22 protein-coding genes are annotated in these 20,971 nt (G+C 68.0%); 13 read left to right on the top strand and 9 right to left on the bottom strand.

Features of this window, described 5'->3' with window-relative positions; genetic code table 11:
* Positions 1-2: 2 nt before the first annotated feature.
* From AB0I34_RS29050 to AB0I34_RS29025, 6 genes are all read right to left on the bottom strand, one after another.
* Positions 3-818 (bottom strand): ABC transporter permease, encoded by an 816-nt coding sequence (locus AB0I34_RS29050; protein ID WP_360451109.1) that lies wholly within the window; start codon positions 816-818, stop codon positions 3-5.
* The gene (locus AB0I34_RS29045; protein WP_360451106.1) at positions 811-1,656 is read right to left on the bottom strand and encodes an ABC-2 family transporter protein; all 846 of its coding nucleotides are present in this window, start codon (positions 1,654-1,656) and stop codon (positions 811-813) included. The genes AB0I34_RS29050 and AB0I34_RS29045 overlap by 8 nt, the downstream gene beginning before the upstream one ends.
* A gap of 211 nt (positions 1,657-1,867) precedes the next feature.
* Positions 1,868-2,707, bottom strand: coding sequence for an alpha/beta hydrolase (locus tag AB0I34_RS29040; protein ID WP_360451103.1), 840 nt, complete (start codon positions 2,705-2,707; stop codon positions 1,868-1,870).
* Between the two features lie 124 nt (positions 2,708-2,831).
* A complete protein-coding gene (locus AB0I34_RS29035) occupies positions 2,832-3,719 on the bottom strand; it encodes a PD-(D/E)XK nuclease family protein (RefSeq protein WP_360451166.1) in 888 nt (295 codons plus the stop codon).
* Positions 3,720-3,729: 10 nt separating this feature from the next.
* Entirely contained in the window at positions 3,730-4,347 is a 618-nt protein-coding gene (locus AB0I34_RS29030) for a MarC family protein (protein ID WP_360451100.1), read from the bottom strand.
* Complete coding sequence (locus AB0I34_RS29025) at positions 4,344-5,225, bottom strand: PHP domain-containing protein (RefSeq protein WP_360451098.1); 882 nt, start codon at positions 5,223-5,225, stop codon at positions 4,344-4,346. The genes AB0I34_RS29030 and AB0I34_RS29025 overlap by 4 nt, the downstream gene beginning before the upstream one ends.
* 128 nt (positions 5,226-5,353) lie before the next feature.
* Here AB0I34_RS29025 and AB0I34_RS29020 point away from each other — a divergent pair, with 128 nt between their 5' ends.
* Both AB0I34_RS29020 and AB0I34_RS29015 read left to right on the top strand, forming a co-directional pair.
* Complete coding sequence (locus AB0I34_RS29020; protein ID WP_360451095.1) at positions 5,354-5,758, top strand: NUDIX domain-containing protein; 405 nt, start codon at positions 5,354-5,356, stop codon at positions 5,756-5,758.
* A gap of 111 nt (positions 5,759-5,869) precedes the next feature.
* Positions 5,870-6,634, top strand: a complete 765-nt coding sequence (locus tag AB0I34_RS29015) for a GNAT family N-acetyltransferase (protein WP_360451093.1) — start codon at positions 5,870-5,872, stop codon at positions 6,632-6,634.
* Here AB0I34_RS29015 and AB0I34_RS29010 read toward each other — a convergent pair.
* The gene (locus tag AB0I34_RS29010; protein ID WP_360451090.1) at positions 6,610-7,023 is read right to left on the bottom strand and encodes a DUF4267 domain-containing protein; all 414 of its coding nucleotides are present in this window, start codon (positions 7,021-7,023) and stop codon (positions 6,610-6,612) included. The genes AB0I34_RS29015 and AB0I34_RS29010 overlap by 25 nt on opposite strands.
* Before the next feature lie 92 nt (positions 7,024-7,115).
* Between AB0I34_RS29010 and AB0I34_RS29005 the strand changes: the two genes are divergently transcribed.
* Together AB0I34_RS29005 and AB0I34_RS29000 are read left to right on the top strand one after the other, a co-directional pair.
* Positions 7,116-7,673, top strand: a complete 558-nt coding sequence (locus AB0I34_RS29005; protein WP_360451087.1) for a TetR/AcrR family transcriptional regulator — start codon at positions 7,116-7,118, stop codon at positions 7,671-7,673.
* Positions 7,674-7,787: 114 nt separating this feature from the next.
* Positions 7,788-8,744, top strand: a complete 957-nt coding sequence (locus tag AB0I34_RS29000) for a hypothetical protein (protein WP_360451085.1) — start codon at positions 7,788-7,790, stop codon at positions 8,742-8,744.
* Positions 8,745-8,796: 52 nt separating this feature from the next.
* Here AB0I34_RS29000 and AB0I34_RS28995 read toward each other — a convergent pair whose 3' ends face one another.
* Positions 8,797-9,372 carry a histidine phosphatase family protein gene (locus AB0I34_RS28995; protein ID WP_360451083.1) on the bottom strand — a complete coding sequence of 192 codons (576 nt, stop codon included), beginning with the start codon at positions 9,370-9,372 and terminating at the stop codon, positions 8,797-8,799.
* Positions 9,373-9,477: 105 nt separating this feature from the next.
* Between AB0I34_RS28995 and AB0I34_RS28990 the strand changes: the two genes are divergently transcribed.
* Genes AB0I34_RS28990 through AB0I34_RS28965 form a run of 6 tightly spaced genes read left to right on the top strand, consistent with a single transcriptional unit; the run spans position 9,478 to position 17,072 of the window.
* Positions 9,478-10,512 (top strand): LacI family DNA-binding transcriptional regulator, encoded by a 1,035-nt coding sequence (locus tag AB0I34_RS28990; protein WP_360451081.1) that lies wholly within the window; start codon positions 9,478-9,480, stop codon positions 10,510-10,512.
* Between the two features lie 11 nt (positions 10,513-10,523).
* Entirely contained in the window at positions 10,524-11,816 is a 1,293-nt protein-coding gene (locus AB0I34_RS28985) for a sugar ABC transporter substrate-binding protein (protein ID WP_360451078.1), read from the top strand.
* A gap of 5 nt (positions 11,817-11,821) precedes the next feature.
* Complete coding sequence (locus tag AB0I34_RS28980; RefSeq protein WP_360451075.1) at positions 11,822-12,796, top strand: sugar ABC transporter permease; 975 nt, start codon at positions 11,822-11,824, stop codon at positions 12,794-12,796.
* Positions 12,796-13,608: a carbohydrate ABC transporter permease gene (locus AB0I34_RS28975; protein ID WP_360451072.1), complete on the top strand. Its 813-nt coding sequence runs from the start codon at positions 12,796-12,798 to the stop codon at positions 13,606-13,608. Before AB0I34_RS28980 ends, AB0I34_RS28975 begins: the two co-directional genes overlap by 1 nt.
* A gap of 37 nt (positions 13,609-13,645) precedes the next feature.
* Positions 13,646-15,220 carry a glucoamylase family protein gene (locus AB0I34_RS28970; RefSeq protein ID WP_360451070.1) on the top strand — a complete coding sequence of 525 codons (1,575 nt, stop codon included), beginning with the start codon at positions 13,646-13,648 and terminating at the stop codon, positions 15,218-15,220.
* 22 nt (positions 15,221-15,242) lie between these two features.
* Entirely contained in the window at positions 15,243-17,072 is a 1,830-nt protein-coding gene (locus AB0I34_RS28965) for a xylan 1,4-beta-xylosidase (RefSeq protein ID WP_360451067.1), read from the top strand.
* Here the strand turns inward: AB0I34_RS28965 and AB0I34_RS28960 are convergent.
* A complete protein-coding gene (locus tag AB0I34_RS28960) occupies positions 16,978-17,739 on the bottom strand; it encodes a FadR/GntR family transcriptional regulator (RefSeq protein WP_360451064.1) in 762 nt (253 codons plus the stop codon). The genes AB0I34_RS28965 and AB0I34_RS28960 overlap by 95 nt on opposite strands.
* A 180-nt stretch (positions 17,740-17,919) precedes the next feature.
* On the opposite strand from AB0I34_RS28960, the gene AB0I34_RS28955 reads away from it, so the two are divergent.
* The 3 genes from AB0I34_RS28955 to AB0I34_RS28945 are packed head-to-tail and all read left to right on the top strand — an operon-like array spanning position 17,920 to position 20,967.
* A complete protein-coding gene (locus AB0I34_RS28955; protein WP_360451061.1) occupies positions 17,920-19,191 on the top strand; it encodes a sugar ABC transporter substrate-binding protein in 1,272 nt (423 codons plus the stop codon).
* Positions 19,191-20,135, top strand: a complete 945-nt coding sequence (locus tag AB0I34_RS28950; protein ID WP_360451058.1) for a sugar ABC transporter permease — start codon at positions 19,191-19,193, stop codon at positions 20,133-20,135. Before AB0I34_RS28955 ends, AB0I34_RS28950 begins: the two co-directional genes overlap by 1 nt.
* Positions 20,125-20,967: a carbohydrate ABC transporter permease gene (locus tag AB0I34_RS28945; protein ID WP_360451055.1), complete on the top strand. Its 843-nt coding sequence runs from the start codon at positions 20,125-20,127 to the stop codon at positions 20,965-20,967. Before AB0I34_RS28950 ends, AB0I34_RS28945 begins: the two co-directional genes overlap by 11 nt.
* Positions 20,968-20,971 lie beyond the last annotated feature (4 nt).

Raw genomic sequence — 20,971 nt, 5'->3', positions numbered from 1 at the left:
GCTCAGCTCCCTGTACTGCGGTAACGACGGAGACCGCCCCGCCACGCCAGTGACGCCAGCGCAACCATCGCGACGGCGACCAGCGGAGACAGCAGACCGATCCAGGACGGCAGGCCCAGCGGGGCCGGCTTACCCAGCACGAACAGCACCGGGTAGTAGTTGACGAAGGCAAGCGGTACGAGGAATGTGACGGCCCAAACGATCTCCTTGCCGAAGACCGCCAACGGGTACTGCGTCAGCGTCTGACCGCCGTACGTGAACGAGTTGGCCAGCTCGGCGGAGTCGATCGCGAGGAACTGAAAGGCGGCGCCGAGCACGAAGATCGCCGCGAAGATGATCGAGCCTGTGATCACAGACAGCACCAGCATGACGATCCTGGCTGCCGTCCAATCGATGTGAACGTTGCTGAGGGCAAGTGCCAGCACGAGGCCGGCCTGCAGCGGCCGGCCGATCCGGCGCAGCGCGAACCCGTCCGCGGCAGTCTGCAGGAACGTCGGCACAGGCCGGATCAGGTAGACGTCGAGCGACCCGGTCCGGATCCGCTCGCCGACGCGCTCGATCGATCCGGTGAACAAGTCGGCGATCCCGAGCGTCATCGAGGCCGTTGCGTAGAGCAACGCCATCTCCCCGATGGTGAACCCGCCGAACGTGTCGATGTGGCTGAACATCAGCACGATCGCGACGAAGTCGGTCACGGTGAGCAGCATCGAACTGAACAGCATCAGCACGAACGACGCCGGATAGGCCAGCGACGACCGGATCCACATCAGGACGAGCATCCAGTACTGCGCGGGTGCCCGGCGGAGTCGCTCAACCACCCTGGATCACCACCTTCCGGGTCGCCACCGACGTGGTGAGCTGCCCTGCCAGCAGCAGCACCAGGAGCCAGCCGAGCTGGAACATCAGCGCCGATGCGATCCCTCCGGGGTTGCGGCCGAGCCAGATGTCGATCGGCACCTGCAGCGTCGCGGCCCACGGCGTCGCCCGCGCGAACTCGCCGAGCCAGCCGGGGAACACGACCAGCGGCAGGATCGTCCCGGAGAAGAAGCACGACAGCAACAACGCGAGCTGTTCCATGCCCCGCGTATCGGTGATCCAGAACCCGGACAACGCGACCAGGTAGCGGATGGTGAAGCTCACCAGGATCCCCAGCACCAGCCCGACCGCGACGGCGAGCCATGTGATCGGGTCGCTCGGGAACTTCAGGTCGAACACCAGCGCACCGACCACCAGCGGCGCACCGCCGCGGACCAGCAGCTGGAACATCGCGCGCCCGAGGTCGACCGACAGCCACCACAGCAACAGATGCGTCGGCCGGTACAGGTCGACGGCGATCTCACCGCTGCGGACACGCTCGCCGAGCTCGACCGTGGTGGTGGCACCGAAGATTCCGATCGGCATCAGCAGCCCCTGCTGCAACCACACAAACGTCAGCGCATCGGCGACGTCGTACCCGCCGAGCCCGGGCCGCTCGTGCCACAGGGTCAGGTAGATACCGCACAGGATGAACCCGAACACGGTATTGGTGAACGCGCCGGACGCGGTCGCGATCCGGTACGTCGAGAAGCGCCGGAACGACCGTACGCCGATCGCCCAATAGACGCCCACGGCAACCTCCTCTCCGAACTTCGAGGTGGTGTCCGGATCCAGCGGCACGCAGAACTACCCCGAATCCGACAGGACCGGGGGGTTCGGACACCACTGTGACAGGCATGGCTGAACCACACCGTTTTCAAGGCAAGGATCGGACAGTACGCCGCACTCCAGGCAGCCGTCAACCGGATTCCTGGGCGGTGCGCCGACGGCTGGAAACTACCGGTCCGGGCGGGGACCCCTCAGACCTCGCCCGGACCGGGACTGGGAGGGATCAGCTGATCTCGGCTTCGAGGACGCGGTTCAGGAGGGTCGCGAACGGGGCCGGGTGGCTCGCGTAGCCGGCGTGGCCGCCGGGGAAGGTGACTACGGGCCAGCCGAGGCGTTCCGCGATCAGTTGGATCGGGCGGCCGGGGAGGAGTTCGATCGACTGCAGGCCGGCGGCCGGGACGATTCGGTCGGCGACGGTCTTCAGGGCGTCCAGGTCTGGCTGGTAGCGAGTGAACGGCAGCAGTTTGTGTTGGTAGAAGTTGCCCGCGTTGGCTTGCATCCGCTCGGCCAGTTCGCGGTACTCCGGCAGCAGGTCCTCCATTGGCGGCATCGCCTCGTCGTCCATTCCGGTGCCCATCAAGAACAGCACGTCGGCCGCCGCGACCCCGTCAGTCTTGTGAGTGTCGTGCACGTCCTCGAAGAACGCGCGCGCGTCCTCGACGTCCGGCAGCACCTCGACGCACGGCGGTTCGTGCGCGACCAGCATCCGCACCCGGTCCGGGTGGCGGGTGATCAGCTCGAGTCCGGTGATCGCGCCGGAACTGCTGCCGAAGACGAACGCCGGTTCGTTGCCGGCGACCGCGTCGATCAACGCCAGTGCGTCCTCGGCCGACTGGTCGACGCACTCGTCGGCCGGCTGACCGTCGTACGGGCTGCGCGAGTTGCCGCGCGGGTCGTACGCCACCACGGTGTAGTCGGCCGCGAGCTGCCCGACCATCCCGTCGAACACCCCTGCATCCGTCCCACCCCCGGCGATCAGCAGCAGCACCGGCCCGGCCCCCGTCACCTCGTAGTGCAGCGTCGCCCCCGGTACCGCCAGCTTGTTCACAGTCTTCGCACCCATCAGGCACCCCTCTCTCGTGCCTCCACCTTCGCCTCCCCCGCTGGCACCCCACGCACACGCCGCTGGTACGGCGCCCTCAGCCAGCCTCGGCCAACTCAGACGGCGTCCACCAAGTCAGAGGGCGTCAGCTGAGAGACTCGTCCGTGGACGGGATCGGAGACGTGTCGTCGAGGCCGGCCCAGGAGTCGCGGGGTGGGGCGGTGCGGCGGCCTTGGGGGCAGATGCGGACGAAGTCGCACCAGCCGCACAGGGGTGATGGCTCAGGTGGGAACGCCTCGTCGGCTTCGGCGGGGGTCAGCCCTTCGTGCCAGCGGACCTCGGCGGCGGCCGCATCATCCGCGATCGACTCCGCCCGGCGCTGGTGGCGGGCGAGCGACGCGTCGTCGTGCTCGGCCGCCGCCACCGTGTTCGTCGGCAGGTGGTGGAGCTCGACCCGCGTGCACGGCTTGTGCAGGACCCGCCGCGCGCCCAGTACATACAGCGCCATCGCCAACGACGACCGCGCGTCCACCGATGTCAGCGGGCGCCGGCCGGTCTTGTAGTCGACGATCGTCAGCTCGGTACCGCCACTGCCGTCCCGCGCCGGGCGCTCGTCGATCCGGTCGATGCGCCCGCGCAGCGACGCCCGCTCGGTGGTGAAAGCGACGGTGCGCTCCACTCCGCGCGGTTCGTAGTACGGATCTGAGTCGCGCAGGTACCCGAGCACCATCTCGGTCGACCGCTCGCGCCAGTCCAGCGACTGCTGGTCGTCCCGGAAGCCCTCACTCCGCCAGCTCGACCGCATCTTCGCGACCACCTCGTCCGGCGTGCGGCGGGCGGCCGGCCAGCGACCGAAGAAGTCGGCGAGCACCTCGTGCACGACGGCCCCGACCGTGTTGTGCGCCCACGGTGGTCCCTTCGTCGGCCGCGGCGTCTCCAGGTACGTGTACCGGTACTTCCGCTTGCAGTCCGTGAACGTGAGCAGCTTGGTCGGCGTCGCGACGAACAGCCGTACCGGCATCCCGGGCAGCATGTCGCTCACGTCAGCCCGCCTTGATGAAGTCCGTGACGGCATCGGCCACCAGTTGTACGGCGATCGCACTCAGGAGCAGACCGGCGATCCGGGTGACGAGGAGTACGCCGTTCTCCCCCAGCAACCGCATGATGATCCCCGAGAATCGCAGCGTCAGCCACATCACCACGTGGATCAGGATGATGCCGACAGAGATCGCCATCACGTCCGGGAGTGAGCCGTTCGCCCGCTGCACGAACACCATGGTCGCAACGATCGCACCCGGCCCGGCCAGCAACGGCGTACCCAGTGGGACGAACGCGATGTTGACGTTCTTGGTCTGGACCGGGTCCTCGGCGGTGTCGGTCAGCAACTGCAGCGCGATCAGCAGAAGCAGCAGACCGCCGGCGGCCTGCAGGGCAGGCAGCGTGATACCGAGGTGGTGCAGGATCTGCTGCCCGAACGCCGCGAACACGACGATCACACCGAACGCGACCAGCACCGCCTGCCAGGCGGCCTTCTTCCGGACCGCGCGGGACTGACCCGCGGTCAGCGAGATGAACACGGGCACGGTGCCGGGCGGATCCATGATCACGAACAGCGTGACCACGACCTCGCTCAGCAGCCCGAGGTTGATGACACTGTTCACGGCAGATAGGCCTCGGGGACCTGGGCGTCGGTGGCGGCCGCGTTCGCCTTGGCGACCTCGAGCAGCCGCTCGAACTGCTCGGGCTCGGTCGAGTTCACCCCCAGCTCGTGGTCGATCTTGCCCGCGCCGTGGTGGTCGCTGGAGCCGGTGGCGATGATGCCGAGGTCGTCGGCGATCCGGTGCAGCGTGGCCCGGGATTCGGCCGAGTGGTCCTGGTGGTCGACCTCGATCCCGGCCAGGCCGTGGTCCGCGACGAGCGCGGCGATGGCATCCTGGGTCATCACCTTGTAGCTGGACCGGCCCCACGGGTGCGCGATCACCGGTACGCCGCCAGCGGCGCGGACCAGGTCGATCGCGCGACCGGGCTCGATCGCGTAGTGCGAGACGTGGCCGGCCCGGCCGTCGGCGAGGTACCGGTCAAACGCCTCGCCACGGTTCGCGACTGTGCCGTTGGCGACCAGTGCGTCGGCCACGTGCGGCCGCCCGACGGACGGCGTACCGGTGGCCTGGGCCAGCACCTCGTCGACGGTCAGTGACACGCCGATGCTGTTCAGCCGGGCCACGATCGACGGGATTCGGTCGGTGCGGCCGTCGCGGACGATCCGCAACTCCTCGGCGAGCTCAGGCTGGGACGGGTCGAGAAGGTAGCCGAGCAGGTGAACGCTGATCCCGCGAAGCTTGCAGGAGATCTCGATCCCCGGCACGAACCCGATCTCCAGCTCCTCCGCGGCCCGGCGGCCGTCGGTCCACCCGTCGGCGGTGTCGTGATCGGTGAGCGCGATCACATCGAGGCCGGCCTGCTGCGCGTGCGCGATCAGGACGTCCACCGGATCGGTGCCGTCCGAGCGGTTCGAATGGGTGTGCAGATCGATGCGCACGAGCGGTGAGGATCCCTTCGGTGTCCGTGACCATGTCCGTGATCAGGACATCTGTCACCGCAGATGCTAGCCGCGTTCACTCGCTGGACCTGTCAGTTGTCCCCAGGCGAGCACTATCCTGCCGTCGCATGGATGCCGAGCGGGTCGACTGTGTAGGTGCTCTCGTGTACGACGAGCAGCGCCGGCTGCTCGTGGTACGCCGGGCCAACGAACCCGGCCGCGGGCTCTGGTCCATCCCCGGCGGGCGAGTCGAGCCCGGCGAGAACGATCCGGCGGCTGTGGCGCGCGAGGTCGCCGAGGAGACCGGCCTGACCGTGCAGGTCGGGGCCATGGTCGGCGAGGTCGAACGCGACGGCCCGAGGGGCCAGCTCTACGTGATCCGCGACTACGCAGCGACCGCGGTGGGCGGCACGCTCACTCCCGGTGACGACGCGACCGACGCGAAGTTCGTCAGCCGTACCGAGTTCCTCGCCCTGTCGACCACAACCCTGCTCGTTTCCACGTTGGAACAGTGGAACGCCCTACCCGGCTGATCAGCAGTCGGTGACTGATGTCGAGCGGGTGCTCGGGCGCGCGGCCGGGACCTTCCGCGGTTGGACGGAAAGCAATCGCGCTGCGTTCGGGTGATCGGCCAGACTGTCCCCGTGGAGAACGTGGTGCGGGCGATCGAGGAGAACGCGGCCGAACTGCTGATGGCGATGGGGGCCGCCGGAGGTGGAGTGCAGCGCGACGACGCCGCAGCACGGTGGACGATCGGGGGGTCGCCGATCGATTACCACAACGCGGTGGTTGGGGCGGACGGCGAGCAGGTGATCGCGGAATCCCTTGCTGAGTTGAGGAATCACAGCGTACCGGGGAGCTGGCATGTCGGGCCGTCGATGCGGTCGGACGGTCTGGCTGAGCGCTTGGTCGCGGGCGGGTTCACGTTCGGCGGGAGTGAGCCCGGGATGGCGGTGCGGCTGGACGAGTTGCGTACGCCGGCCGTCGTACCAGGGCTGGAGATCACGCGCGTCCGGGACGACGAGGAGCTCGCGACCTGGGAGGCGACGCTCGGGCGTGGATTCGGGGAGGGTGTGAAGGAGGCTCGGTGGGTCGCCGAGGTCTACCGGAAGCTCGGATACGGGGATCCGTGGCGTCACTACCTCGGACGGCTCGACGGTGAGCCCGTCGCGACGACCACGATCTTCCTCGGCGCCGGCGTCGCCGGGGTGTACTTCGTGATGACGGTCCCCGAGGCTCGACGGCGCGGGATCGGCTCGGCGATCACGTCCGCCGCCCTCCGCGAGGCCGCAGGCGTTGCGGAGTACGGCGTACTGGGATCGTCGCCGGCCGGGCGGTCTGTGTACGCCGGGCTCGGGTTCCGCGAGTACTGCACGATCGATCTCTACGAATGGGCTCCGACCGGCTGAGCGGCCGCGACAGTCTCGCGCTGGCGCAGCAGCAGCCAGGCGTCGACGAGGACCACCGCTGCGGTCAGGCCGTGAACGCCGAGCGCGGTGGCGACCGAGCCGCCGTGGGTGAGTACGACGATCATGTCCGTGACCGGGATGAGTGTCGCGAGTGCCATCACGATGCCGGTGGCACGGCGCTGGCCGAGGGCGAACAGGACCAGGATGTTCAGGCCGCAGACGATGTCGCGGATCCCCTTCACTGCGAAGTAGCCGGCCGCGGTGCCGGTCGGCCAGGGATCGATGCCGAAACCGGCGGCGGCTCCGTGCCCGTCGAACAGGAACCGCAGGCCGAACGAGATCGGGAACAGACCGAGCAGGACGGTGAGCACGGTGACGAAACGACGCATGACTGACTCCTTGACGATCTAGCAGCGCTAATTTCTCTAGCGACGCTAGCATTGCCGTTGCTAGATTGTCTAGCGGTGCTAAGATCCGGTCTATGCCGAGTCAGACACGCAGGGAACGGGCGCGGGAGGAGCGGCGGGAGCTGATCCTCCGGACCGCCCGCGAGCTCGCCGAGGCCGAAGGGTGGGAGGCCGTCACCACCCGCCGCCTGGCCGAGGCCGTCGACTACAGCCAGCCCGTCCTGTACGGCCACTTCAAGAACATGGACGCCATCTCCACCGCCGTGGCACTCGAAGGCTTCGAAGAACTGGCCGCCGGACTTCGCGCGGGCCGGGAACACGACGGCCTACGCGGACTGGCCGAGGCCTACCTGCGGTACGCCGAGGACCATCCGGCCGTCTACGACGCGATGTTCGTACGGCGCACGGACCTGGTGTTCGGCGACGCCGGCACCCCCGAGATCCTCAGGACGACGTTCGGCGAGATCCTGGCCGTCGTCACCCCCTTCGCCCCCGACGACCCCGAAACCCTCACCGAGGTCTTCTGGAGCTCCCTCCACGGCCTGGCCACCCTCGCCAACGGATCCCGCCTCCGCCCCACCCACCACCAACAACGCCTCGACCACCTAGTCGCAATCATCAGCCACAGCTGAACTTCGGAAACCAATCGCCACCCAGCGGCGACTTGTTTCCGGACAGCGGCGGTACGAGGCGGTTGTCCACAGCCGCCTCGGCGAGCGCCGGCGAAATCCGTCACGCTTGAGCGGATGGACTGGTGGTGGCGGCGACAGCTCGCAGACGAGGGCATCGATGCGCTGATCCATGACCAGAATCGGATCGTGTCGCGCGTCCAGCTGTCCGCCGCAGCCTGGTCCAAGGCGCGGATCCGACAGCCGTTGCGGGCTCGACGCTGGCAAACCGTTCACCCAGGCGTCTACGCCACCCACACCGGCCCCATCGGGTACGACGAGCAGTTGCTGGCGGCCCTGCTCTACTCCGGACCCGAAGCGGCTTGGAGCCATTACACCGCGGCGGAGCAGCTCGGCCTGATCATCCCGGACAGCAACCGCCCGGTGTACGTGACGATCCCGGAACACCGCCGTGTCAGGCGGCAGCCGAATCTCGTCGTACATCGCGACCAGCACTGGGCGGCTCGCCTCGCGGCCGTCGTACCGCCTCGACGAACTCCGGCGCACGCCGTCCTCGACATCGTGGGCATCACACGATCGCTTGACCGGGCGGCGGCGGTGATCGCCGAGGCCTGTCAGAGCGGCCGAGTCGCTCCCGCGGAGATCGCGACGGCCCTGGCTGTCCGTCCGCGGTTGCGGCATCGCCGGTCGCTACGGCCGATCATCGAAGATGTCGCTGCCGGGTCGCATTCTCTGCTCGAGCTGCGCTATCTGCGCGACGTCGAACGCCGGCACGCGTTGCCGACCGGGCAGCGGCAACGCGCGGTGGACCGCGAATTCACCGACGTGTTCTACGCCGGGTTCGAGCTCGTGGTCGAGCTCGACGGGCGACTCCACCTCGTCCCGCGGCAGCGCTGGCGCGACCTCGATCGGGACAACCGTGCCACGCTGCGGACCGAGTCGACGCTGCGTTACGGCTGGTTCGACGTCACCGGCCGGCCGTGTCAGGCCGCCGTACAGGTGCTGCAGGTACTGCGTCGGCGAGCGCCGGCCCTGACGGCGAAGCGGTGCGGGCCCTCCTGCCCGGTCCGCTGACGATCTTCGGAAACAAGGAGCCTCTCACCGGCGACTTTTTTCCGGAGAGCGGTTAGTTGTTCCAGTGGTGGATTGCTGGGGAGCCTCGTTCCCAGCCTAGGACTGAGATGGTGGCGGTGTTGAGGACGAAGTGGCGGCCTTCGGTGACGTCGAGTTCGAGCCAGCGGGCGGTGAGGGCGCGGAGGGCGTGGGAGTGGCCGAAGACGAGGACGTCGCCGTCGACGGCGGCGATGCGGGCGTTGACGCGGTCGAGGCGGGCCGCCACCTGGGCCGGGGTTTCGCCGTTGGGTACGGGATCGTCCCAGACCGTCCAGCCGGGCACGGTCTCGCGGATCTCCGCGGTGGTGATGCCTTCGTAGTCCCCGTAGTCCCACTCGACCAGGTCGTCGTCGACCTCGGCGTCCGGGTAGCCGGCCAAGTCCGCCGTACGCCGGGCACGCTGCCGCGGTGAGGTGAGGACCAGGTCGAAGTTCTCGGCCGCCAGGCGCTGCTTCAGCGACGCCGCGACCTGCTCGCCGTCCGCGGTCAGCGGAAGGTCGGTGACGGACGTGTGCCGGCCGGACCGGCTCCACTCGGTCTCGCCGTGCCGGACCAGGAAGAGCTGGTCGGTTCGTTCCGGTGTGGTCACGCTTTCATCGTCGCAGATCCGGGCCGAGGTCTTGACCGATGCACCTGGGGCAGGGCAGGGTCAGAAACTGTAAGCGCTTCCACTCCGACCCTCAGGAGCGAGCACGTGGCATCCGGGACCAGCGGGAGGCCGGCGACGATCTACGACGTCGCGGCCCGCGCGAAGCTGTCGATCGCGACGGTTTCGCGCGTCCTGCAAGGGACCGGACCGGTGTCGGAGAAGGCGCGGGCCCGGGTCGACCAGGCGGCGCAGGAGCTCAACTACGTACCGCTGCGCGCCGCCCGAAGCCTGGCGGTACAACGGCATGAGGCGCATGGGCTCGTACTGCCCGACCTGGCCGGCCCGTTCTACGGCGACCTGCTGATGGGGTACGAACGCTGGGCCGGCGAGCACGGCCAGAGCGTGGTGATCACGGTGACACACGGCCACCCCGATCCCCGCCGCAGCGTTCGTGACCTGGCCGGCCGGGTCGACGGGATAGTTGTCCACGGCAACGCTCTGGATCTGCCGACGATCCAGGACCTGCGCAAGACCGGCGCCCCGCTGGTGCTGGTCGCCCATCCGCCGATGACCGGCTGCGACTCGGTCCGCAGCGAGAGTGCGGCCAGCGCCGAGCAGCTGACGAACCGGTTGCTCGATCACGGCCACACGAACCTGTTGTTCGTCGGCGATCCGGCCAGTTCGTACGACGTCTCCGAGCGGTACGCCGGGTTCGTCCAGGCCCACGCACGTCGCGGGCTGGAACCGCCGGAGCCCGAGCGGGTCCCGCTCACCGAGGAGGCCGGCGCCGAGGTCGGCGAGAGGGTGCTTCGGGCAACGAACCCGCCGGGCGGACTGGTCTGCGCGAACGACGAGCTCGCGCTGGCGGCGATGAACAGCCTGAGTGCGCAGGGGATCGGCGTACCGGACGAGATCGTGGTGACCGGGTGGGACGACGTGATGGCGGCGCGGTACGTGTCGCCGGGGCTCACGACGGTGCGGCAGCCGATGATCGAGCTCGGCCGGCTCGCGGCACAACGACTGCACGAACGCGTGACCGGGGAACGGACCCGGGCGCGGAACGACGTACTGGCAACGCAACTCGTGCTACGGGACAGCTGTGGCACGGCGCAACCGGGGGATGCAGCAGGAACCGAGTGAGGAGACAACACATGTTCACCCACAGCATCCGCCGCCGATTGGTGATCGGCAGCGCTGCGCTCACCGCCACCGCTCTCGCACTCGCGGGATGTGGCCGGTCCGAGGACGCCCCGAGCGGGGGTTCACAGGCGACGACGACGGTCAGCGAAGGACCCGCCACCGGCAATCTGACCGTGTGGGCGATGGGGACCGAGGGCGAGAACCTGCCCAAGCTGATGGAGCAGTTCCAGCAGGCGAACCCGGGCGTGAAGGTGACCGTCACGCCGATCCCGTGGGACGCCGCACACAGCAAGTTCACCACCGCGATCACCGCGCAGTCGCTGCCGGACGCCGCGATGGTCGGCACCACCTGGATGGGCGAGTTCGCCGACCTCGGCGCACTCGACCCGACCCCGCAGGGCTTCGACACCAACGGCTTCTACCCCGGCGCGCTGGACACCACCAAGGTGGGCGACACCCAGTACGGCGTTCCGTGGTACGTCGAGACGCGGTTGGTCTACTACCGCAAGGACCTGGCCGCGAAGGCCGGGATCACCACGCCGCCGACCGACTGGGACGGCCTGAAGGCGATGGCCAAGGCGATGAAGGAGAAGGCCGGCGCGAAGTACGGGATCAACCTGCAGCCGGGCGGTACCGGCTCCTGGCAGACCGTGATGCCGTTCGCCTGGTCCGCCGGCGCGAACCTCACCACGGACGACCAGAAGGAGTTCACTTTCGACACCCCGGAGATGCAGGAGGGGCTGAAGTACTACCAGAGCTTCTTCACCGAGAAGCTGGCCGGGACCGACCTGCCGCCGAACCAGACCGAGGCGCAGTTCGTCAACGGCCAGGTGCCGATGTTCATCTCCGGGCCGTGGATGGCCGGGTCGGTGGCCAAGCTCGGCGGCGACGCGATCAAGCCGAACATCGGTGTGTTCGAGATCCCGAAGAACAAGACCTCGACGTCGTTCGTGGGTGGGTCCAACTTCGTCGTGTTCAAGACGTCGAAGAACAAGGACAGCGCCTGGAAGCTGGTCAAGTTCCTGTCCGATCCGAAGACGCAGGCGGCATGGTTCAAGATGTCGTCCGACCTGCCCGCGGTGAAGAGCGCGTGGCAGGACCCGAGCATCGCCTCCGACCCGCTGCTGCCGGTGTTCGGCAAGCAGTTGGAGAGCGCGAAGGCACCGCCCGCGGTGGTCAACTGGGAGCAGGTCGCGAACGCGTTCGACACCGAGATCGAGAAGATGGCGAAGTCGGGCCAGTCCCCCGCCGACACCGCCAAAGCCACCCAGACCAAGGCATCGTCGATCGGCACCGGTAGCTGATCCCGATGGTTCATGACACAGCTCCCGACGAGGCGCTGCGGACCTCGTCGGGAGGACCGCCATCGGGCGGAGGAGCGAGCACGGTCCGTGCGCGTCCCCGCACCAGGCGGCTGGATCGGCAGACCTTCGCGGCGTGGGTGCTCGTCCTTCCGTTCGTACTGCTGTTCCTCGCGTTCACGGCCGGGCCGGTGCTGGGGTCGTTGGGGATGAGCTTCACCGACATGCGGCAGCGGGATCTCCGGACGCCGTTCGCGGTGAACGGGGTCGGGTTCGGCAACTACGTGAAGGCGTTGTCGGACGAGACCTTCCGCAAGGCCGCGTTCAACACGGCGTACTTCGTGATCCTCGGCGTACCGCTGACACTGGTGGTCGCGCTGGCGGCGGCGGTGTTGCTGGACCGCGGTGTGAAGCGGTTCCAGAGCTTGTTCAAGGTCGGCTACTACCTGCCGGTGGTCACGTCGATCGTCGCGATCGCGGTGATCTGGCGGTTCGTGCTGGCGCCCGACTCCGGCCTGCTGAACACCGTGCTCGGCTGGTTCGGCATCGACGGGCCGAACTGGCTGGCGTCGAAGACGCTGGCGATGCCCTCGCTGATCGCGATGGCGATCTGGCGCAACTTCGGCTCCGCGATGATCATCTTCCTGGCCGGTCTGCAAGGCATCCCGCAGACCGTCGAGGAGGCCGGTCAGATCGACGGTGCGAGCTCGTGGCAACGATTCCGCTACCTGATCCTGCCGTTGCTTCGTCCGACCGTGCTGTTCACCAGCGTGACCACGGGCATCGGCTACCTGCAGTTCTTCGAGGAGCCGCTGGTGATGACCCAGGGCGGTCCACTGAACAGCACGCTGTCGGTGTCGATGTACACCTACCAGCAGTTCGGGTTCGGCAACTACGGCCTGGCCACGTCGATGGCCTACATCCTGTTCGTCGTCATCGCCGTCGTCACGTTCATCCAGTTCCGGGTGCTGAGGGAGAAGTGATGCGCCGTACCTGGTGGATCTACCTGATCGGGGTGCTCGGCCTGGTGGCTGTCGCGGCGCCGTTCCTGTGGATGGTCCTCGGCAGCTTCAAGACGCAGGGCGAACTGCTCCGCGTCCCGCCGACCTGGTGGCCGGACAATCCGACCACGCAGAACTACGGCGACCTGTTCCGCAAGGCGAACTTCCCGCGCTACTTCCTCAACTCGACCGTGGTCGCGCTGGTCGTGACGGCCGGAAACCTGACGTTCTGCTCGATGATCGGCTACGCGCTGGCCAAGCTGCGGTTCAAGGGCCGCGACGCGCTGTTCGTGCTGGTGCTGGCGACGCTGATGATCCCCGGCATGGTCACGTTCGTGCCGCTGTTCGTGCTCGTCACCAATGCCGGGCTGGCGAACAGTTACCCCGGCCTGATCCTGCCGTTCCTGGTGTCGCCGTTCGGTGTCTTCCTGATGCGCCAGTTCTTCTCCGGACTGCCGGACGATCTGATGGACGCCGGCCGGGTGGACGGCACCAGTGAACTGGGCATCTTCGGCCGGATCATGCTGCCGTTGACGCGGCCGGCCCTGGCCACTCTCGGCATCCTGACCTTCCTTGGTTCCTGGAACAACTTCCTCTGGCCGCTGGTGGTCGCCCAGACCGAGGACAAATACACCCTTCCCGTCGCCCTGGCGCTGTACTCGACCGGCCAGAACGCGCAGAACTACGGCCTGCTGATGGCCGGCGCGGTCGTGGTCGTCCTGCCGGTGCTGGTGATGTTCCTCGCCTTCCAGCGGCACGTCACCAAGGGCATAGCCATCACCGGACTGAAGTAGACGCAGCACCGGACTCAAATAACCTCTGGAGACTTAGATGACCGCCAACATCAGTCGCCGTACCCTGCTCGCCGCCGGCACCGCCGCCACTCTGATCGGAACCGCTGCCCCCGCCTTCGGTGGAACGCGCTCACCTGCGGAACTGTTGATGGGTGGGTGGAAGCCGAGCAAGGCCGACCGCGCACTCGTCGGGCGCTGGGCGCGAGACACCTGGCGCAGCCTGGTCGCGATGACCGACGAGAAGACCGGCCTCCCGGCCGACAACATCGGCTCCTCGGTGACGAACCCGGTCCGCAGCCAGTACACCTCGCCCACCAACATCGGCGGCTACCTGTGGAGCACGGTCGTCGCGCGCCACCTCGGCATCATCTCGCCGAAGGAGTCGCTGCGCCGGATCACCCAGACCCTGACCACGATGTCGAAGGTCGACCACCACGAGCCGAGCGGCATGTACTTCAACTGGTACGACGAATCGACCGGTGAGGTCCGGTACGTCGACCCGGACGGGACGAGGCCGATCACGCCGTTCGTCTCGAGTGTCGACAACGGCTGGCTCGCCTGCGCGTTGATGGTGGTTCGCAACGCCGAGCCGGGGGCCCGCGCGCTGGCGGATTCGCTGCTCAGCAAGATGAACTTCGCCTACTACTACAACCCGGCGGCCCGGCCCGGCGGTCTGATGCGCGGCGGCTTCTTCGAGACCCCGCCGCCGGATGAGGAGACCGACAAGGGCAACCACGCCGGCACCGGGCCGGACGTGTACTACCGCAAGTTCCACTACGACACCTGCAACACCGAGGCCCGGATCGCCGGCTACATCGGATTCGCGCTCGACCAGGTCCCGCACACGCAGTACTTCGCGACGTACCGGACGTTCCCGGACTCGTGCGACTGGTCCTGGGTCGAGCAGAAGCCGAAGGGCGTGCACCGGACGTACCTCGGTCTCGACGTCTTCGAGGGCACCTACTCGTACCGCGGGATGCGGCTCGTGCCGTCCTGGGGCGGCGACATGTTCGAGTCGCTGATGCCCGACCTGTTCATCCCCGAGTCGACCTGGGCGCCGCGGAGTTGGGGAATCAACCACCCGCTGACCGTCCGCGCGCAGATCGAGCACGGACTGGACGACGCGAAGTACGGCTACTGGGGGTTCTCGCCGGCCTCGAACCCGAAGGGCGGGTACTCCGTCTACGGCGTCGAGGCGATCGGGATGGACCCGGGCGGCTACCCGTCGGACCTGGAGGCGACGAACTTCGACGCCGGCTTCGAGGGCTGCCGCGAGGGCGTCAACCCGAATCCCACCTTCGGCGACGGTGTGGTCACCCCGCACGCCGCGTTCCTGGCGATGCAGTACGCGCCGGGGCAGGCGATCGAGAACCTGCGCCGGATCGAGACGAACCTGCACGCGTACGGCGCCGGCGGCTTCTACGACTCGGTCGCGGTCCGGTCCGGGCTGATCGCCCAGCGGTACCTGGCCCTGGACCAGGCGATGGTGATGGGTGCCATCGGCAACGTCTTCGCCAGCGACGTGGTCCGGCGGAACTTCAGCACCACGACGGTCGAGCGCCGGATCCGGCCGCTGATCGCGATGGAGCAGTTCGAGTCCGGGCTCGAGTGACACGACGACAGGAGTCAGCTTGATGCACGACGACGCCTCGGTGGAGGCCAAGACCGACTGGGATGCGCGGATCGCGCTCCGCAGTGACGAGGAGCGCGCGTTCACCTTCCCGGACCTGGATCCGCCGAAGGAGGTCACCGCGACCGCCGGCGCCGGCCAGGTGACGATCGACTGGAGGCCGGTGGACGGAGCCGCGGGCTACCTGATCCTGCGGTCCACCGGCGACCACGGCCCGCTCGAGCCGGTCGATCACCACAGCGGAGACATCCTCTCGGTCCCGGCGCCGCCGTACGTCGACACCACCTGCACGCCGGGGACGCCGTACCGTTATGCGGTCGCGAGCGTCCCCGAGGTGACCGCGAGCGGCCGTCCGAGCAGCACGGTGAGCGCCGTACCACTGGTTGCCGACGGCACCGTCCCGGTGGTCTCGGTGACCGTCGACACGGTTGCCGAGGGCACCGAACTGGCGAAGCCGTGGGTTCCGATGGTCGGCAGCGAGCGGCTAAGCCAGCTGCTCTGCACGGATCTCACCGGTGGTCACGAGATCGGCGCGGAGCTGGAGCAGGCGCTGCGCCGGATGCACGACGAGATCGGGGTACGCACGGTCCGGGCGCATGCGATCTTCCATGACGACACTCGGGTGTACGCCGAGGTCGACGGCGAACCGGCGTACGACTTCTCGGTCGTCGACGCGATCTACGACAAGGTGCTGGCGATCGGGCTGCGGCCGGTGGTCGAGCTCGGGTTCATGCCGCGGGACCTGGCCAGTGATCCGGCCAAGACCGTGTTCGCGTACGGCGCGATCATTTCGCCCCCGAAGTCGTACGCGCGCTGGCACGACCTGGTCCGCGCGCTGGTGCAGCACCTGGTCGAGAGGTACGGCCTCGACGAGGTGCTGACCTGGGACTTCGAGGTGTGGAACGAGGCCAACCTGGAGGTCTTCTGGTCCGGCACGAAGGCCGAGTATCTGCATCTGTACGACGTGACCGCGGCAGCCGTGAAGTCGGTGGACCCGCGGCTGGCGATCGGCGGACCGTCGTCGGCCGCGGCGGGCTGGGTGGACGACCTGCTCGCGCACGCCTCGGCAGAAGGTACGCCGGTGGACTTCGTGTCGACGCACACCTACGGCAGTCCACCGCTCGATGTGCAGGCGTCGCTGGATCGGCACGGGTTCGGCGACGCGCGGATCCTGTGGACCGAGTGGGGCGTGACCCCGACGCACTTCAACCCGATCAACGACTCGGTGTTCTCCGGAGTGTTCCTGATGCGCGGGATGAAGTCGGCGGCCGGGCGGGTCGACGCGCTCGCGTACTGGGTCGCGTCAGACCACTTCGAGGAGCTCGGCCGTCCGCCGCGGTTCCTGCATGGTGGCTTCGGCTTGCAGACCGTTGGTGGACTGGCGAAGCCTCGGTACCACGCGATGAGCCTGCTGAGTCGGCTCGGGCCGGTCGAGCTGCCGGTGACATGGAGCGGCGACGGTGGCGGCAGCCTGGTGGAGGCGTGGGCCTCCCGGGATGACGATCGGATCGCCGTACTGCTGTGGAATCTGACCCTCGACCAGACCAAGTCGGCGGGGGCACCGGAACTGTCCAGGACGGTCCACGTGCAGCTGCCCGGCGTGGATCCGTCCTGGCAGGCCACCATCACCACACTCGGCATCGGTGTCGGCGATCTCGTCGCAGCCGCCGCCGACCTGGGGATCGGCGACTGGCCTTCCGACGAGCAGCTGACCGAGCTGGCGGACCGGAGCCAAATGGTCAGTACTCCGCTGGAGTGGAACGGCTCAGCACTCGAGCTGACCCTCCCGATGCCGTCCGCTGTCCTGGTGGAGCTTCGCCCGAGTCAAGATTGACCGCGTCCTGGATCCAGCGCTCGACGCCGGCGATGTGGACCGTCGCCCAGGCCCGCGCGACCTCGGGTTCGCGGGCGGCGATGGCGTCGAGGATGGAGCGGTGTTCGGCCACCGATCGGGCGACCGCGCCGGTCTGGGTCAGGCCGCGCCAGATCCGGGCCCGGTACGTCGGCTGACGCAGACTCTCGATGATCGAGGCCAGTGCCCGGTTGCCGCTGCCGATCGCGAGCTGACGGTGGAACTCCACGTCACAGGCGAGCTGATCATCTGCCGACGGTTCCTCGCCGAGATCGTCCAGCAGCTTGCGTAATGCGGCGACGTCCTCGTCCGGCATCCGGAGCGCGGCCCGCGCGGCCGCGGCCGGCTCCAGGATCCGGCGTACCTCGAAGAACTCGAGCACCGACGCGTCCTGGTGCAGGTCGAGGACGAACCCCATCGTCTCCATCAGCAGGGACGGGTCGAGGCTCGTCACGAAGGTCCCGTCGCCCTGGCGGACCTCGAGGATCCGGATCAGCGCCAGCGCTTTGACCGCCTCGCGCAGCGAGTTGCGGGACAGGCCGAGGCGCGCGGCCAGGTCGGCTTCGCGCGGCAGCCGGTCGCCAGGCTGCAGTTCGCCGGACACGATCATCTGCTTGATCCGGTCGATCGCCTCGTCGGTGACCCGCATGCCAGCCTCCCTGCTCGGCCCGGAAACCTCCGATGTCTTGGGACAATACATCGGAGGTCTGCTCGGCGCATCTACGCTCAGCGCCGAGTTTCTTCCCTGAAATAAGGCCACGAACTGTTGACTCTCGTCAAGAGTTCGGCATATTGATCGGATGAATCACAGCTCTCCATGGAGGTCAGGATGAGAGGAACACCAGCGCGGGCTCGCCGCTGGGCCACCGCCGCCCTGTCGGTGCTGGCTCTGACGGCGGTGGCGGCCTGTGGCGGCGGCAACGACGGCAGTGGCGGCGGATCCGGTTCGGCCGACAAGGCCGATCTCACCTGGTCGTTCTGGGTCGCGGGGACCGAGGACCAGGCCGCGTGGCAGAAGGTCGCGGATCAGGCCAACACGGACCATCCCGGCATCACCGTCAAGCTCCAGGGCACCACCTGGGACAACTACTGGGCGAAGGTCGGGACCCTGCTGGCGAGCGGCAAGGCGCCGTGCATCATGGGCATGCAGAGCCTGCGGCTGGCGTCGTACGCGAACGCCCTGCTCCCGCTCGACGATCTGATCAAGAAGTACGGCCTGAAGACCGAGGACTTCGACAAGCCGATCATGGACGGCCTGAAGGCGGACGGGAAGCAGATCGCGATCCCGTACGACTCCGGCCCGATGGTGATCTTCTACAACCGCGACCTGTTCAAGGCCGCCGGCGTGGCCGAGCCGAAGCCGGGCTGGACGATGGACGAGTTCACCGCGGCCGCCAAGAAGCTCACCTCCGCCGGGAAGACCGGATTCGTGACGAGTCCCGGCGATCTGGGCGTGACGTCCTGGGTTCGCACCCAGACCGGCGCCGAGCCGCTCGCCGACGGCAAGCTCGCGCTCACCGACCCGAAGTTCGAAGAGGGCTTCACGACGTACGCCGACTTCGTCAAGACCGACAAGATCGCCCCGCAGGTGCCGTCGGGCAACCCCGACTTCGAGACCCAGCAGTTCACCTCCGGCAAGGCGGCGATGCAGCTGAACGGGCCGTGGTCGCTGATCGACGTCAAGGGCAAGGTCAAGTTCAACCTCGGCATCGCGCCGATCCCGGCGGGTCCGGACGGCTCGAAGACGTACACGGCCGGCTCGGGCTTCGGCATCTCGCGGTCCTGCAAGACGCCGGACGCGGCCTTCCAGGCGATCATGTCGATGACGAGTGAGAAGCCGCTGACCACGCTGGCCGTGGCCGGCCGGGCGTACCCGGCTCGCACCGCCGCGCACCCGGCCTGGTTCACCGCGGTGAAGGTCGAGGGCGCCAAGGAGACGATCGACTACGCGTCCGAGAACTCGGTCCCGCTGGTGACCTCGAAGAACTGGGTCCAGGTGGCCGATCTGCTCAACCGGTTCGGGACGCAGGCGCTGAACGGCGAGATCCCGCCGGACCAGGCGCTGAAGACCATCCAGGACCAGGCGGGCGCCGGTTCCTGATGGCCACCGACACCACGACCGTCGCTCCGCCTGGTCTGCCCTCCGGGGCCGACCGGGTGGGGCGCCGGCCCGCGCTGCGACGGGACGGCCGGTTCGCCGGGATCTTCCTCGCCCCGAGCCTCGGCGGGCTGGCCCTGTTCACGCTGTTCCCCACCGCGATGGCGCTGGCGATCAGCCTGTTCGACTGGCCGGTGTTCGGCGAGCGCAAGTTCCTCGGCATCGACAACTACACCCAACTGCTGAACGATCCGGTGTTCCGCCGGGTGGTGCTGAACACGGCCCTGTTCGTGGTGCTGTACGTGCCGCTGAACCTGGTCGTGTCGCTGGGTCTCGCGGTCTGGGTCGGGCCGAAGATCAGGGGCCGGCAGGCGTTCCGGGTGCTGTTCTTCATCCCGGTGATGACGCCGATGGTGGCCAACGTGATGGTCTGGCGACTGTTGTTCCAGCCCGGCGGTCTGATCGACACCTCGTTGGAGAGCTGGTTCGGCATCAACGCGCCGAACTTCCTCGGCTCGTCGACCTGGGCGATGCCGGCCGTCGTCGCGATGTCGATCTGGCAGGGCTTCGGCTACAACTTCCTGGTCTTCTCCGCCGCCCTCGACCAGGTGCCGCAGTCGCAACTCGAGTCGGCCCAGATCGACGGCGCCGGGCCGTTCCAGCGGTTCCGGTACGTGACCTGGCCGATGATCACACCGTCGATCTTCTTCGCCACCACGATGACGCTGATCACGTCGTTCCAGGTGTTCGTGCAACCGTTCATCCTGACCCAGGGCGGTCCCGGCGTGGCCACCCAGACGATCGTGATGTTCGTCTACAACCAGGGCTGGCAGTTCCTCACCATGGGGCTGGCGTCCGCGGCGGGCTGGGTGCTGTTCGTGATCATCATGGCGGTCACCGCGATCCAGTTCGCCGGGCAGCGGAGGTGGGTGCAGTATGACGTCTGAAACCGTTGGCCGCCGGGTCCGCAGCGGGGTCTCGCACACGCTGCTGATCATCGTCGCGATCGCCTTCCTCACACCGCTGGTGTACGCCGTGTCCACCTCGCTGAAACCCGCGGACGAGGTGTTCACGCCGACACCGGAGCTGTTCGGCTCCGAGATCCGCTGGCAGAACTACGCCGACGCGTTCACGTTCGCGCCGTTCGGCCGCTACTTCCTGAACAGTCTGTTCGTCGCGATCGCCGGTACCGCGGTCGTGGTGATCGCCTCGAGCCTGTCGGCATACGCCTTCGCCCGGCTGCAATTCAGGGGCCGTGAGCAACTGTTCGTCCTGTTCCTGGGCACGCTGATGGTGCCGCAGGAGGTACTGATCGTGCCGATGTACTGGCTGATGCAGTCGCTCGGCTGGGTGGACAGCTACTGGGCGCTGATTCTGCCCTGGGCGTTCACCGCGTTCGGTACCTTCCTGCTGCGGCAGTTCTTCCTAACTGTCCCGGCCGAGCTGGAGGAGGCGGCGCGGGTCGACGGGTGCGGGCCGTTCCGTTCGTTCCTGCGGATCATGCTGCCGTTGGCCCGGCCGGCCATCGCCGTACTGACCGTCTTCACCTTCATCAGTTTCTGGGGCAGCTTCCTGTGGCCGCTGATCATCGTGAACAGCATCGCGGACAAGGGCACGGTGCCGCTCGGCCTGGCTCAGTTCGTCGGCCAGCAGGGCACTCAGTGGAACCTGATGATGGCGGCCTCGATCATGGCGATGGCACCGACCGTCCTGCTGGTGATCCTGCTCCAGAAGCATCTCGTCCGCGGCCTGCTCGTCACCGGTCTGGGCGGCCGTTAACTAC

Source organism: Kribbella sp. NPDC050281 (genome assembly GCF_040655855.1).
GTDB lineage: Bacteria > Actinomycetota > Actinomycetes > Propionibacteriales > Kribbellaceae > Kribbella.
The sequence above is the reverse complement of the archived record's forward strand: the minus strand, read 5'-3'. Positions and strand labels throughout refer to the sequence as shown.

Excerpts from the sequence above, each read along its gene's own strand:
- AB0I34_RS29040 (WP_360451103.1), bottom strand. The coding sequence starts at position 2,707 with ATGGGTGCGAAGACTGTGAACAAGCTGGCGGTACCGGGGGCGACGCTG.
- AB0I34_RS29035 (WP_360451166.1), bottom strand. The coding sequence starts at position 3,719 with ATGCTGCCCGGGATGCCGGTACGGCTGTTCGTCGCGACGCCGACCAAG.
- AB0I34_RS29020 (WP_360451095.1), top strand. The coding sequence starts at position 5,354 with ATGGATGCCGAGCGGGTCGACTGTGTAGGTGCTCTCGTGTACGACGAG.
- AB0I34_RS29010 (WP_360451090.1), bottom strand. The coding sequence starts at position 7,023 with ATGCGTCGTTTCGTCACCGTGCTCACCGTCCTGCTCGGTCTGTTCCCG.
- AB0I34_RS29005 (WP_360451087.1), top strand. The coding sequence starts at position 7,116 with ATGCCGAGTCAGACACGCAGGGAACGGGCGCGGGAGGAGCGGCGGGAG.
- AB0I34_RS29000 (WP_360451085.1), top strand. The coding sequence starts at position 7,788 with ATGGACTGGTGGTGGCGGCGACAGCTCGCAGACGAGGGCATCGATGCG.
- AB0I34_RS28985 (WP_360451078.1), top strand. The coding sequence starts at position 10,524 with ATGTTCACCCACAGCATCCGCCGCCGATTGGTGATCGGCAGCGCTGCG.
- AB0I34_RS28980 (WP_360451075.1), top strand. The coding sequence starts at position 11,822 with ATGGTTCATGACACAGCTCCCGACGAGGCGCTGCGGACCTCGTCGGGA.
- AB0I34_RS28975 (WP_360451072.1), top strand. The coding sequence starts at position 12,796 with ATGCGCCGTACCTGGTGGATCTACCTGATCGGGGTGCTCGGCCTGGTG.
- AB0I34_RS28970 (WP_360451070.1), top strand. The coding sequence starts at position 13,646 with ATGACCGCCAACATCAGTCGCCGTACCCTGCTCGCCGCCGGCACCGCC.
- AB0I34_RS28965 (WP_360451067.1), top strand. The coding sequence starts at position 15,243 with ATGCACGACGACGCCTCGGTGGAGGCCAAGACCGACTGGGATGCGCGG.
- AB0I34_RS28960 (WP_360451064.1), bottom strand. The coding sequence starts at position 17,739 with ATGCGGGTCACCGACGAGGCGATCGACCGGATCAAGCAGATGATCGTG.
- AB0I34_RS28955 (WP_360451061.1), top strand. The coding sequence starts at position 17,920 with ATGAGAGGAACACCAGCGCGGGCTCGCCGCTGGGCCACCGCCGCCCTG.
- AB0I34_RS28950 (WP_360451058.1), top strand. The coding sequence starts at position 19,191 with ATGGCCACCGACACCACGACCGTCGCTCCGCCTGGTCTGCCCTCCGGG.
- AB0I34_RS28945 (WP_360451055.1), top strand. The coding sequence starts at position 20,125 with ATGACGTCTGAAACCGTTGGCCGCCGGGTCCGCAGCGGGGTCTCGCAC.